Annotated in this window: 8 protein-coding genes; 2 read left to right on the top strand and 6 right to left on the bottom strand. The window is 40.6% G+C overall.

The genetic code is table 11. The features are described from left to right. The first annotated feature begins 273 nt into the window (after window positions 1–273). Entirely contained in the window at window positions 274–2,349 is a 2,076-nt protein-coding gene (locus I6F50_RS07135; protein ID WP_165728097.1) for a M13 family metallopeptidase, read from the top strand. Between the two features lie 288 nt (window positions 2,350–2,637). On the opposite strand, the gene I6F50_RS07130 is transcribed toward I6F50_RS07135, so the two are convergent. The 4 genes from I6F50_RS07130 to I6F50_RS07115 form a co-directional block, all read right to left on the bottom strand. Next, window positions 2,638–3,705, bottom strand: a complete 1,068-nt coding sequence (locus I6F50_RS07130) for a phosphotransferase enzyme family protein (RefSeq protein ID WP_165728098.1) — start codon at window positions 3,703–3,705, stop codon at window positions 2,638–2,640. A gap of 23 nt (window positions 3,706–3,728) precedes the next feature. Next, window positions 3,729–4,127 carry an 8-oxo-dGTP diphosphatase MutT gene (gene mutT, locus I6F50_RS07125; RefSeq protein WP_007582062.1) on the bottom strand — a complete coding sequence of 133 codons (399 nt, stop codon included), beginning with the start codon at window positions 4,125–4,127 and terminating at the stop codon, window positions 3,729–3,731. Window positions 4,128–4,195: 68 nt separating this feature from the next. Continuing rightward, on the bottom strand, window positions 4,196–6,910 hold the full coding sequence (gene secA / locus I6F50_RS07120; RefSeq protein ID WP_007582061.1) for a preprotein translocase subunit SecA: 2,715 nt from the start codon (window positions 6,908–6,910) through the stop codon (window positions 4,196–4,198). Between the two features lie 371 nt (window positions 6,911–7,281). After that, window positions 7,282–9,309 (bottom strand): methyl-accepting chemotaxis protein, encoded by a 2,028-nt coding sequence (locus I6F50_RS07115; RefSeq protein ID WP_165728099.1) that lies wholly within the window; start codon window positions 9,307–9,309, stop codon window positions 7,282–7,284. Window positions 9,310–9,425: 116 nt separating this feature from the next. On the opposite strand from I6F50_RS07115, the gene I6F50_RS07110 reads away from it, so the two are divergent. Beyond that, window positions 9,426–10,196, top strand: a complete 771-nt coding sequence (locus I6F50_RS07110; RefSeq protein WP_165739475.1) for an NADP-binding protein — start codon at window positions 9,426–9,428, stop codon at window positions 10,194–10,196. On the opposite strand, the gene hutH is transcribed toward I6F50_RS07110, so the two are convergent. Further along, window positions 10,193–11,728: a histidine ammonia-lyase gene (gene hutH / locus I6F50_RS07105; protein WP_165739477.1), complete on the bottom strand. Its 1,536-nt coding sequence runs from the start codon at window positions 11,726–11,728 to the stop codon at window positions 10,193–10,195. The genes I6F50_RS07110 and hutH overlap by 4 nt on opposite strands. Before the next feature lie 2 nt (window positions 11,729–11,730). Then, window positions 11,731–13,404 carry a urocanate hydratase gene (gene hutU / locus I6F50_RS07100; RefSeq protein ID WP_007582046.1) on the bottom strand — a complete coding sequence of 558 codons (1,674 nt, stop codon included), beginning with the start codon at window positions 13,402–13,404 and terminating at the stop codon, window positions 11,731–11,733. Between the last annotated feature and the right edge of the window lie 14 nt (window positions 13,405–13,418).

Below are 13,418 nucleotides of genomic sequence, written 5' to 3'. Positions count from 1 at the left end.
CCCATTCCATTAAGTAAAAGCGTGTAGGCAGTGCTATTTTTACTCCTGCTATATTCAAGAATTTAATGGAGTTGGTATGTGATACCAACCTGCATAAGTCTTTGATCAATTTAACGAATTAAATTGCACTATAACGTCGTTAAAAATTTTTTATTTAGAGCAACTAGATACAAAAACTTTTGCCTGGTTCTAGCGTAATTTTCTTAACGTTAAATAGACCCCATATATAAGCAGATTGGTATGATTCAATTCTAACTAACAAACGGAATAATTATGAATAAAGTAACAATGGCTGCTGCAAGTATCGCACTTGCGCTTGGCTTGGTAGGTTGTGGTGAAAAACAACAAGAAACTAAAGTAACCGACACTCCAGTAGTAACAGCACCCGCTGAAAAACCACTAGAGCTTGGTATTGAACTAGCTAATATGGATAGTTCAGTACGCGCACAAGACGATTTTTATTACCATGTAAATGGTCAGTGGTTAGCTAAAACTGAAATACCAGGTGATAAGTCTAACTACGGTTCTTTTTCGCAGCTATATGATGAGTCACAAAAAGCGATGAAAATTGCCCTTGAAAACGCAGCCGCGAATAAGGCCGCTAAAAAAGGCAGCGATGAGTATAAAATTGGCGCATTTTATAAAAGCTATATGAATAAAGATGCGCGTAATGAGCTAGGTATTACGCCATTACAACCGTCATTAGATACAATTGATAGCGTTAAATCTAAAGCTGATTTAGTGGGTTTAATGGCTAAAATTCAAAAACAAGGCGGTACTTTACCGTTTGGTTGGTTTGTAAATAACGATGCTAAAAACTCAAGCGAGTATGCATTGTATTTATCTCAGTCGGGTCTTGGTTTACCAGATCGTGACTATTACTTAAAAGATGACGAAAAATTCACTAAAATTCGCGCTTCTTACGAGCAATACATCACTGATGTTTTAGCTAAGTCAGGCGTTAAAAATGCAGCAGAAGCTGCTAAGAGCGTACTTGCATTTGAAAAAACACTAGCTGATGCTCAGTGGAGCCGTGTGCAAAGCCGTGATGCAACTAAATCTTATAACAAGATGACAGTAGCAGATGCAAGCAAGTTGATGGGTGACCTTGATTTAGCTGCATTCTTTAAAGATGCAGGCGTGAGTGCAAGTGACATTATTGTACGTCAACCAAGCTACTTAGAAGCACTTGCTACTATTTACAAAGACACTGATTTAGCGACGTGGAAAAACTACTTAAAATTTCATTTTGTAAGTGGTTATGCAGAGCTACTTAGTGAAGATTTAGTTAACCTTAACTTTGACTTTTACAGCACAACACTTCGTGGCGTAGAAGAACAAGCACCTCTTTGGAAGCAAGCGGTTGATGCATCTAACAGTGTACTTGGTGAAATATTAGGTAAGGTATACGTTAAAGATAACTTCCCGCCAGAAGCAAAAGCACGCATGGAAGAATTAGTTGATAACGTAATTAAAGGTTACGGTGTTGCTATTGAAAATCTTGAGTGGATGAGCCCTGAAACAAAGCTTGCAGCGAAAGAAAAACTAGACAAATTTACACCTAAAATTGGTTACCCAGACACGTGGAAAGATTACTCAGAGCTGGATATTAACTCAGATGAGCTAGTAGGTAACTACATTCGTTATAGCGAATGGGCATACGCAGACATGATTGCTAAATTGGGTAAACCAGTTGATCGCTCTGAGTGGCACATGACTCCGCAAACAGTAAATGCGTATTACAATCCAGTAAACAACGAAATTGTATTTCCAGCAGCTATTTTACAACCGCCATTCTTTAATTTAGAAGCGGATGATGCTGTAAACTACGGCGCAATTGGTGCAGTAATTGGGCATGAGCTTGGTCATGGTTTTGACGACCAAGGTGCTAAATACGACGGTGATGGCAACTTACGTAACTGGTGGAGTGAGACTGACCTTAAGCAATTTGAAGAGCGTACAGCGGCTTTAGTTGCACAGTATAACGAATATAAACCGTTTGAAGATGCAAGTGTTAATGGCGAGCTAACGCTTGGCGAAAACATTGGTGACTTAGGTGGCTTAACGGTTGCGCATAAAGCGTATATGCTGTCTTTAGGTGATAAAAAATCACCAGTGATTGATGGTTACACAGGCGATCAACGCTTCTTTATGGGTTGGTCACAAATTTGGCGTCGTAACTATCGCGATGAAGAGTTACGTAATCGTTTATTAACAGACCCTCATTCACCAAGTCACTACCGTGTAATCGGTATCTTGTCGAATATGCCTGAGTTTTACGAAGCGTTTGACGTAAAAGAAGGTGATAAAATGTATATCAAACCAGAAGATCGCGTAAAAATTTGGTAATTTACTAAATAGACTGATTTAAAGTTAATAAAAAACCAGTAAGTTTTTAGCTTACTGGTTTTTTTGTATCTTGAATTTGTAAATAACCTGAACTATGGATAATAAATCTACCTCAAGCAGCTATTTTCAGCGCTAACTGCGTTGAATTTACTTGCAATAGGCCAGCTATTGACGCGTAAATTCGCCTTGTTTTCACTAAAAATCTCTGACTAGAGAAAATAAATTTAAATATCACCATGATTCAATACGTTAATAAATCTCTTAACCAGAGTTCAGGTTAAATAAGCTTTAGCTCATTAAGTATTGGTGCATCCATTTTTTGTTACTGAGTATGTTTTTATAAAGCGCGAGTTGGTTTTGTGCTCGCTCTAAATTATGCTCTGCATGAGCCACTTTAAAGTACACATCGTTATTTAGGTAATCAGTTAAAAAGCGCACACTTAACATGAGCGGCATTATTTTAGCGCCTAGCAGCAGGCTTTCTTGTTCTTTTGTACTCATGCTACTTTTTAATGGCGTTACATAGCCTTTAACAATGGCTGAAAATATATCTTTTCGAATAATAACGTTGTGTAAGTTTGTTGAATCCTCGGCTTCGGGGGAGCAGAAAGTGCGTACCATGTCGCCAAAATCATAAAGCCTAAATCCCGCCATGCAGGTATCTAAATCAATCACTGCTTTTGCTTTGTGAGTTGCACTACAAAACAGCATATTATTTATTTTTGTATCGTTATGACACACTCTAAGTGGTATCTGCTTAGCTATACTACTAAGCTCGGTAATTAAATGCTGCTGCGATAAGCAATATTCTATTTCGTCAGCGCAGTGCTTTACTCTATTTACAGAGTTATTTGTGATTGCGGTATTTAATTGCTCAAAGCGCATCGCTAAGTTATGAAAATCAGGGATTACAATATGTAGTTGTTGTGCATCAAAATCTTGTAATGCATGGGCGAATACGCCAAAGGCGTAAGCCGCTTGCTCGCTCTGTTGCGCATTTTTAACAACGTCTTCGCTGTAACTGTCACTAATATAGCTAAGGACGCGATAATGCGCGCTATCAATTTCTATTAAGTGTTCGTTGTTTTGTATGGCTATATGCTTAACTGTTTCAAGGGGGTAGTTGCTTTGTAGTTGTTTGGTATTTAAATGCTGCTCAATTAGTTTTGCATTACTTACTAACTGAGCAGGGTATTTAAATACCTCAGTATTAAGTTTTTGCACAATAAACTGTTTATCAATACACGTAAGTAGCCATGTACTATTTATATGGCCGCTACCAATCACACTAACTTGAGTTAACTCAGGATTTAATGCTAATTGTTCGCTTAGCTTATTTTGTATTGAGATGTTCATTGTGCTCACTTGTACCTAGTTTGTTATGCGTATCGGGCTACTATTTTCTCGATAATTTCAGCATTAGCTTCAGGAAAATCATAATTTTCTAATTCACTAATTGCTACCCATTCACTAGGTTGTCCTTCAGCGCCATGTGCTTCACCGCTAAAGTTACTCACTACGTGCACATCTAATTTAACGCACTTATCGCCGTAGTCATGTTCAATCACCATAAGTTGGCTAGAGCTGTGAATTGTTAATCCAACTTCTTCAATAAGCTCGCGTTTAAGTGCAACAAAAACACTTTCACCTGCTTCTACTTTGCCACCAGGAAATTCCCATAAACCGCCTTGATGTTGTTCATCTGCGCGTTTACAAATGAATATAGCGTTATTTTTCTTAATAACACCAACAGCTACATGTACAATTTCTATAGTCATTACTTTAAAACTCCATAAAAAAAAGCGACGCTAGCGCCGCTTTTTAATAAGCTAATAACAATACTGGGCTATTTTAATTTACCGCAACATTGTTTGAATTTTTGACCTGATTTACAAGGACAAGGGTCATTACGACCTACTTTTGGTTCTGTACGAGCCATTACAGTAGCTGTTTCTGGTGCTGGCGCTTCGCCACCTACTTGCTCAGCTTCTTCATGTTGGTATTCGCGAGGAGCATTTTCACTTTTACGGTGTTGCTCTTCTACTTTTTCAACATCTTCTTCTGCGCGTACTTGTACTTTACTTAGGATGCTTACAACATCTACTTTCAAGTTTTCAAGCATTTCAGAAAACAGCTCAAACGATTCACGCTTATACTCTTGCTTAGGATTCTTTTGCGCGTAACCACGTAAATGAATACCTTGACGTAAGTGATCCATAGCAGCAAGGTGATCTTTCCAATGCTGATCAAGACTTTGTAGCATAATCGCTTTTTCGAATTGACGTAAAACAGAATCGCCAACTTGCTCTTCTTTTTGCTTGTATGACTGCTCAACCGCCTGCTCAATACGCTCACGAAGTTTTTCTTCGTATAGTTTATTGTCATCTGCTAACCACTGAGTGATTGGCAACTCAAGTAAGAAGTCTTGTTTTAAACGCTCTTCAAGGCCAGGAATATCCCACATTTCAGCAAGGCTTTGTGGTGCAATGTATTGATCAATTACACTAGCAAGAACATCACCACGAATTGCTGTGATAGTCTCTGAAATATCGCCTTCTTCAAGTAGCTCATTACGTTGAGAGTAAACAACGCGACGTTGATCGTTTGCTACATCATCGTACTCAAGCAATTGCTTACGAACATCAAAGTTACGTGCTTCTACTTTACGCTGTGCATTTTCAATCGCACGGTTTACCCATGGATGTTCAATTGCTTCACCGCGTTGCATACCTAGTTTACGCATCATATTAGTCATGCGTTCACCAGCGAAGATACGCATTAGTGCATCGTCCATCGATAGGTAGAAACGACTAGAACCGGCGTCACCTTGACGACCAGAACGACCACGTAATTGGTTATCTATACGACGAGATTCGTGACGTTCAGTACCAATGATATGTAAACCGCCAGCATCAATTACCGCATCATGGCGAATTTTCCAAGCAGCTTTAATTTCAGCAATTTGCTCAGCAGTTGGGTTTTCAAGTTTTTCAACTTCACTGTTCCAGTTACCACCTAACACGATATCGGTACCACGACCGGCCATGTTGGTTGCAATTGTTACTGTACCTGGTAGGCCAGCATCTGAAACGATATCTGCTTCTTGCGCATGAAATTTGGCATTAAGTACGTTGTGCTTAATTTTTTCTTTGCGTAAAAACTGCGATAAATACTCAGAGCTTTCAATTGAAATAGTACCTACAAGTACCGGTTGTCCGCGGTCTTGACAGTCTTTAATGTCAATTAAAATTGCTTCGTATTTTTCTTCTTGTGTTAGGTAAACTAAGTCGGCGCGATCATCACGAACCATTGGCTTATTAGTTGGCATAACAACAGTATCTAGGCCGTAGATAGATTGAAACTCAAAAGCTTCAGTATCGGCAGTACCTGTCATACCTGCTAATGTTTCGTATAAACGGAAGTAGTTTTGGAACGTAATAGATGCAAGTGTTTGGTTTTCGTTCTGAATATTTACACCTTCTTTAGCTTCAACAGCTTGGTGTAAACCTTCTGACCAACGACGACCTTCCATTGAACGACCAGTATGCTCATCGATAATGATTACTTCGTTTTCTTTTACTACGTAATCAACATCTTTTTGGTATAGCTTGTGGGCACGAAGGGCGGCATAAACGTGACTTAGTAGCGTAATACTTGCTGCTGAGTAAAGCGAATCGCCTTCTTCAATTAAGCCGCGTTCAGTAAGTAGCTCTTCTACTTTAATTTGACCACGTTCTGTTAAATGAACTTGCTTAGACTTTTCATCAATAGTGTAATCGCCGTCGCCTTCAACACCTTCTTCGTCTTCTTTTTCTTGAAGTTCAAGTAAAGGAACGATGGTATTTATTTCAGTGTATAGCTCAGAGCTGTCCTCAGCTGGGCCTGAAATAATAAGCGGAGTACGCGCTTCATCAATTAAGATTGAATCCACTTCATCGACTACGGCATAAAATAATGGACGCTGAACACGTTCATCAATGCTAAAAGCCATATTATCGCGAAGGTAGTCAAAACCAAATTCGTTATTTGTACCGTACGTAATGTCAGCAGTATAAGCTAGCTTCTTCTGCTGTGGCATCATACCCGGTACGTTACAGCCTACAGTAAGGCCTAAAAATTCAAATAACGCACGGTTGGTTTCAGCATCACGTTTAGCAAGGTAGTCATTCACAGTAATTACGTGAACACCTTTGCCTGTTAAGCCGTTTAAATAAGCGGGTAGGGTAGCTGTTAGTGTTTTACCTTCACCGGTACGCATTTCTGCAATGCGACCTTGATGTAAAACCATACCACCTAATAACTGCACGTCGAAATGACGCATGCCATTTACACGCTTTGACGCTTCACGTACCACAGCAAAAGCTTCAGGTAGGATATCGTCAAGGCCTTGTCCGTTATCGTAACGTTCTCTAAACTCAGCTGTTTTAGCTCTTAAATCTTCATCAGAAAGCGCTTCAAGTTGCGTTTCTAGCGCATTGATTAGCGCGACCGTCTTTCTTAAGTTTTTAATAGTGCGGTCATTGCGACTACCAAAAAGCTTGGTAAATAAATTAGATATCATGATAAAACCGTTACAATGTATTCTTTGTCAGCCGAGTATCGGCTAACCCATTTTTAACAATTGGTAATTAATATGTGCTTTTAAATAACACTTAGAACATATTAATTAGCAATATTGTATTAAACCGCTCAAAAAGCACTGTTTATTACGTGCGCTACTATACCAGACTCTGCCAAACAACAAACTATCTCAATAAAAAGATCTGTGTATAAAATCGAAAAATTTGATCTGGTTCGTAAAAATAACTTTGTATTACTCAATTACAGTAAAAATAGCAGCGAACTGTAAAGATATGGTGCTAAATAAATTAAAAACAAGGGTTATAGCTGCGCTTAAGTTTGACGCTTAAACACAGCTATTAAATGAGTGTTTTATAATTTAAATTGGTTAACCGTTTTGTTAAGTGCCGCAGCTAGATCACTTAAGTCACGAGCTTCGTCAGCGAGGGTATGTGCATGATCAGCGGTACTGTTCACTAAGTTATTAATTGCCGAAAGGCTCGTATTAATATCTTCAGCAACGACTGTTTGCTCCTCAGTTGACGTTGCTATTTGATGACTTTGGTCTTGTACTTTAGTGACCGACTGCGCAATATTGTGAAGTGAGCTAAGTACTTCTTTAGTTTGCAGTACTGAGCCCTCGGTTTGATCTTGTCCTTGTTGCATCATCACTGAGGCCTGTTGAGCTATTTGCTGCAAGCGCGAAATCATATTACGAATATCGTCAGTTGATTCTTGTGTGCGACTTGCTAGTGAGCGTACTTCATCAGCAACAACGGCAAAGCCTCGACCGTGTTCACCGGCACGAGCTGCCTCTATAGCCGCATTAAGTGCAAGTAAGTTGGTTTGATCGGCTATTGAATTAATTACATCGACTAATGCACCAATATTATTACTTTCTTGCTCAAGGCCTGCAACCACTTTAGATGCTTCGCCAATATGCAACGCCAGTTCAGTCATTACTTTTTGCGCCTGTGTAGAACGGCTTGCACCTTCAGCTGTAATTGCCTGAACTTCTTCAGCTGCATTATTTGTATGTTGTGCATTACGTGATATTTCAAGCACAGTAGTCGCCATTTCAGTTACCGCGGCGCTGACGCTATCAACTTGCTGCTTCTCTTGCTGAATTTCAGAATTAGTTTGCTCAGAAACATGTCTTAGCTGAGCTGCTGCATTACTTAGCTGTTCTGCTTGCGCTGCGGTTTCTAGCATCATGGCGCGTAATTTATCAATAAAAGTGTTCATATGATTGGCCAGCTGTCCCACTTCATCTTGGCTATTAATATCAATTTTTTGAGTAAGGTCGCCTTCACCCGATGCTATATCACGCATAATGTGCGTAAGTGTTGTGATGGGTTTTGAAATCATATGGGTAGCCCATAAAATCATGGCTAATATAATAATTAAGATAATAACTACTGCAGTTGTTGTTGCGGTTACTGCGGCATTTACGGGCTCTTCAATCATGCTAGTAGGAATAAGTAGACCTACATACCAATCTATATAAGGCTGATCTAGCTGTAAGCGATGGTAAACCACATAAAACTGCTCACCTTTAAAAGTAACCATTTGGCTGCCTTTAAGGTTATTTCGCATTTGTGTATTTAATTCTTTAAAGCCTGCTGTATCTGTAAATTGTTGCTCAAGCGCATCGAGTCCTTCTTTACCGTTTGCACCTTCATCTGTAATTGAAAGTTTGTGTCCAGTGGCTTTTGAAAAGTGAACTACTTTTTGATTTCCATCGAGTAAAAATCCATAACCTTGGCCGTTAAAGCGAATATTTTCGACCATGTCGTTAATTTTGTTTAGTTGTAAATCAACACCGCCCATACCAATGAGTTTACGCTGTGCGTTATAAACAGGTTGTTGTACTACTGCAGATGCTACGCCTGTGGTTAAATCAACAGAGATTGGACCTACATAAAGTTTGTTAACTTGCATGGCTTCTTGCCACCAACCACGCTTGTAGGCGTAATAAGGCTGGCCGTTGTAGTGACTTGTACGTTCATTTTCTTTAAAGTATTCACCGGTGGTTGCTGAGGCAAAAAAGGCCGATAAAATGTTTTCGTCGTTTGAGCTTAAACGCACAAAGTCTTGGTTTACTTCGTTGTAACCTGGCGCGCTTTCGAGTGCTTGATCGCGAGTATCCCAATTTTCAAAAAAGTTGATTAAATGTGGGTTATTAACAAAGGTTGATACCATTTTACCGTACATTGCAAAGTAACTTTGCATTGAAAGTTGCTCGGTCTGTAGATAACTTTGTGCTTCGTTTTCTATGTTTTCTCTAGAGAGGTTGGCAATGTGTTTAACAAAGAATGTTGAGGCGATAATTAGTAAAACGGTAATTGTTCCACCAATCAATAATAATATTTTCTTCCGTAATGATAAATTATTTAGCATGAGTGCGCATATTTTTATTATTTATGAAATTATATCTAATCATATCTTACTTAAAATCTCTATAAAGTTAGATAGAAAGAACTAATTATGCGTTTAAAATAAAGGCTTATACAAAAATGACAAATAAAAGTAATAAATTAGTAGTATTAGGTGCAGGTTGGTTAGGACATGCTTTATGCGTAAGTGCGCAAAAAGCTGATTGGCAAGTACAAGGAACGCATAGAACAGATATACACGAGTTTGATTTTGAGCGTCAGTTTACACTTGAAGATGGGCAATTAAGACATCAAGTTGATTTACAAAATGCTTATTGGGTATGTGCTATTCCACCACGTAGCAGGGACAGTGAAAGTAATTATCCTGAAACACTCACCGCAGCGCTTAAGCTCTCAAAGGAGTTAAACGCAAAGGGCTTTTTATTATGCTCATCAACCGGGGTATACGATCAAGAGCCTGGTGTATATAGCGAAAGTTGCGATATTTCATGCACAAACGAGCGCCAAATAAAGCTCTATGAGGCAGAAGAGCAAGTACTTGAGCAAGACGGGAAAGTGCTGCGTTTAGCTGGATTACTAGGGCCTAATAGAGAACCGGGTCGTTTTGTGGCAGGCAAAGAGCTTAATACATCAAGTGAGCAAGTAGTAAATATGGTGCATCAACAAGATGTAATTAATGCTGTTTTTGCGGTGATAGAGCACTGGCAAGTAGGGCAAAATATTTATAATGTTGTTAATCCTGCGCACCCAAAAAAAGCTGAATACTACGCAGTGAAGTGTGCAGAACATGGTGGCGAGTTACCACGCTTTACCAGTGATGATAAAGCTGAGCGCAAAGTTATTGGCTCAGCTATTGAAGCGCTAGGCTTTACTTACCAATATGGTATTTAATATGCTGAAGGCAGGGGGCTGCTCTCTATGAAGTCGCATAGCTTACCTTCACTTAGTAATGTATTAGCAGCTTCGATATCGGGAGCAAAGTAGCGGTCTTTATCATAATAACTCACATGCTCGCGTAATAACGCTTTAGCGCTTTGCACTTTATGTGATGGTTCAAGCGGCTTTCTAAATTCTAGCCCTTGAACCGATGCTAACCATTCTATTGCCAAAACGCCTTGGGTATTATTGGCCATTTCATCTAAGCGCCTTGCTGCAAAGGTTGCCATAGATACATGATCTTCTTGATTTGCAGATGTAGGCAAGCTATCGACCGAAGCCGGATGTGCTAATGATTTGTTTTCTGACGCAAGCGCTGCAGCGGTAACTTGAGCAATCATAAAACCTGAATTTACCCCGCCGTTTTCAACTAAAAATGGCGGTAATTTGGATAGGTTTGAATCGATAAGTAATGCAATTCGCCTTTCTGCTAATGCACCAATTTCGGCAATTGCGATAGCTAAGTTATCGGCGGCCATTGCAACTGGCTCTGCATGAAAGTTACCTCCCGATATTATGTCGCCTACATCGGCAAAAACTAGCGGATTATCGGTTACACCGTTTGACTCACATAACAATACTTCTGCGGCTTGGCGTATCTGAGTTAGGCAAGCTCCTAGCACTTGAGGTTGGCAGCGAAGGCAGTATGGATCTTGTACTTTTTCACAATTTACGTGGGAATCACTAATTTGAGAGTGCGTATCGAGTAGCTCTCTAAATACTTGAGCGGTGTCTATTTGTCCGCGCTGACCACGAATATCATGAATACGTGCATCAAATGGCGCGCGACTACCCATTGCTGCTTCTATGCTTATCGAGCCGATAACGCAGCTTTGTGCATATAAGTTCTCGCTTCTAAATAGGCCTTGTAGTGCAAACGCAGTCGACGCTTGTGTGCCATTTAATAATGCTAAGCCTTCTTTAGCTGCAAGGGTAAGAGGTTCAAGCCCCGCTATTTTTAACCCTTGTGCTGCACTAATTATTTTTCCTTTATGTCGCATTTGACCTTCAGCTAATAAAGGTAGGCACATATGCGCAAGAGGGGCTAAATCCCCCGATGCCCCCACAGAGCCCTTTTTAGGCACGCACGGATATACTTCGCTACTAAGCAGCTGCATAAAAAATTGGATTATTTGCAGGCGAATACCCGAGTAGCCGCGCGAAAGCGAGTTTACTTTTAAGGTGATCATTAACCTTACTGTGCTGTCATCCATGTATTCGCCAATGCCCGCAGCGTGTGAAAGCACAATGGAGCGCTGTAATAATTCAAGTTCGTCGTCGGCTATTTTGGTATTAGCTAATAACCCAAACCCGGTGTTAATCCCGTATACAGTGCGGTGCTCATTAATAACGTTTTGAACGGTTTGCGCGCTTGCTGCTATTTGCGATTCAGCATGCTTTGCAAGGCTTAACTTTACCGGTGAATTATTAATTTTTCTCAGTGTGTTTAAATTAAGTGAGCCTGGTGTGAGAGTAAGTTCGAACATGATCATTCCTCGTTTAGCATAGGTAGGTCTAAATTTTGTTCTTTGGCGCAGTTCTTTGCTATGTCGTACCCAGCATCAGCATGGCGCATTACACCTGTTGCAGGGTCGTTCCAAAGTACGCGAGCAATACGCTCTTTAGCTTCATTTGTACCATCGGCAACAATAACCACACCAGAGTGCTGACTAAACCCCATACCTACACCGCCACCATGATGAAGAGACACCCAAGTAGCGCCACTTGCCGTATTAAGCAGTGCATTGAGTAATGGCCAGTCCGATACCGCATCTGAGCCATCTTTCATACTTTCTGTTTCGCGGTTAGGGCTGGCAACTGAGCCCGAGTCGAGGTGGTCACGACCAATAACGATAGGGGCTTTAAGTTCGCCATTTTTAACCATTTCGTTAAAAGCCAGTGCAAGGCGTGCTCTATCCTTTAGTCCAACCCAGCAAATACGTGCTGGCAGGCCTTGAAATTGAATACGTTCACGCGCCATATCAAGCCAATTATGTAAATGTGCGTCATCAGGAATGAGCTCTTTTACTTTTGCATCGGTTTTATAAATATCTTCTGGATCGCCCGATAAAGCAACCCATCTAAATGGGCCAATACCTTCACAAAATAAAGGGCGAATATAGGCGGGTACAAACCCAGGAAAATCAAACGCGTTGGTAACGCCCTCGTCAAACGCCATTTGGCGAATATTATTGCCATAGTCTGTTGTTGCTGCCCCCGCTTTTTGCAGCGCCAACATCGCTCTAACTTGGACTGCCATTGATTGTTTAGCCGCTTTTACTACCGCTTTTGGATCTTGCTCACGCATTTTTGCTGCGTGCTCCATTGTCCAGTTTTGTGGTAAGTAACCATTTAATGGATCGTGAGCTGATGTTTGATCTGTGACTACATCAGGTGTAATACCTGTTTTAACCAGTGTACTAAATACATCGGCAGCGTTACCAAGTAGGCCAACTGATAGGGCTTCACCTTTTATGCACGCGTCGGTTATTAATTGCAGTGCGTGTTCAAGGTTCGTTGCTTTTACATCAACGTAGCCTGTTTTTATACGAAAATCGATACGGCTTTCATCACATTCAACAACTAGCGCACTAAACCCTGCCATTGTAGCGGCAAGTGGTTGCGCACCGCCCATACCTCCAAGGCCACCCGTTAATACCCACTTGCCTTTAGCACTGCCTGAAAAATGTTGCTTTGCCATGGCTATAAAGGTCTCGTAAGTGCCTTGTACAATGCCTTGCGAGCCAATATAAATCCAAGAACCCGCTGTCATTTGTCCGTACATCATCAAGCCTTTTTTATCGAGCTCGTTAAAGTGCTCCCAATTTGCCCAGTGTGGAACAAGGTTTGAGTTGGCAATAAGTACACGAGGGGCATTACTGTGGGTTTTAAATACACCAACGGGTTTTCCTGATTGTACAAGTAGGGTTTCGTCGCTTTCGAGTCTATCGAGGGTTTCTATAATTTTGTCATAACTTGGCCAATCGCGGGCTGCTCGGCCAATACCACCATATACAACAAGTGCATGAGGATGTTCTGCTACTTCAGGGTCTAAATTATTCATTAGCATGCGCTTAGCAGCTTCAGTTTGCCAGCTTTTAGCACTTATTTTATCGCCATGAGGTGCACGTATTACGCGACTTGTGTCGAGTCGGTTGTTCATGTTTTGCTCCTGTT

The sequence above is a fragment of the Pseudoalteromonas sp. NZS127_1 genome, from assembly GCF_015864295.1.
Taxonomy (GTDB): Bacteria; Pseudomonadota; Gammaproteobacteria; order Enterobacterales; family Alteromonadaceae; genus Pseudoalteromonas; species Pseudoalteromonas arctica.
This window is presented reverse-complemented; position numbering and strand designations above follow the sequence as displayed.

Excerpts from the sequence above, each read along its gene's own strand:
- I6F50_RS07130 (WP_165728098.1), bottom strand. The coding sequence starts at position 3,705 with ATGAACATCTCAATACAAAATAAGCTAAGCGAACAATTAGCATTAAAT.
- I6F50_RS07135 (WP_165728097.1), top strand. The coding sequence starts at position 274 with ATGAATAAAGTAACAATGGCTGCTGCAAGTATCGCACTTGCGCTTGGC.
- I6F50_RS07110 (WP_165739475.1), top strand. The coding sequence starts at position 9,426 with ATGACAAATAAAAGTAATAAATTAGTAGTATTAGGTGCAGGTTGGTTA.
- mutT (WP_007582062.1), bottom strand. The coding sequence starts at position 4,127 with ATGACTATAGAAATTGTACATGTAGCTGTTGGTGTTATTAAGAAAAAT.
- I6F50_RS07115 (WP_165728099.1), bottom strand. The coding sequence starts at position 9,309 with ATGCTAAATAATTTATCATTACGGAAGAAAATATTATTATTGATTGGT.
- hutH (WP_165739477.1), bottom strand. The coding sequence starts at position 11,728 with ATGTTCGAACTTACTCTCACACCAGGCTCACTTAATTTAAACACACTG.
- hutU (WP_007582046.1), bottom strand. The coding sequence starts at position 13,404 with ATGAACAACCGACTCGACACAAGTCGCGTAATACGTGCACCTCATGGC.
- secA (WP_007582061.1), bottom strand. The coding sequence starts at position 6,910 with ATGATATCTAATTTATTTACCAAGCTTTTTGGTAGTCGCAATGACCGC.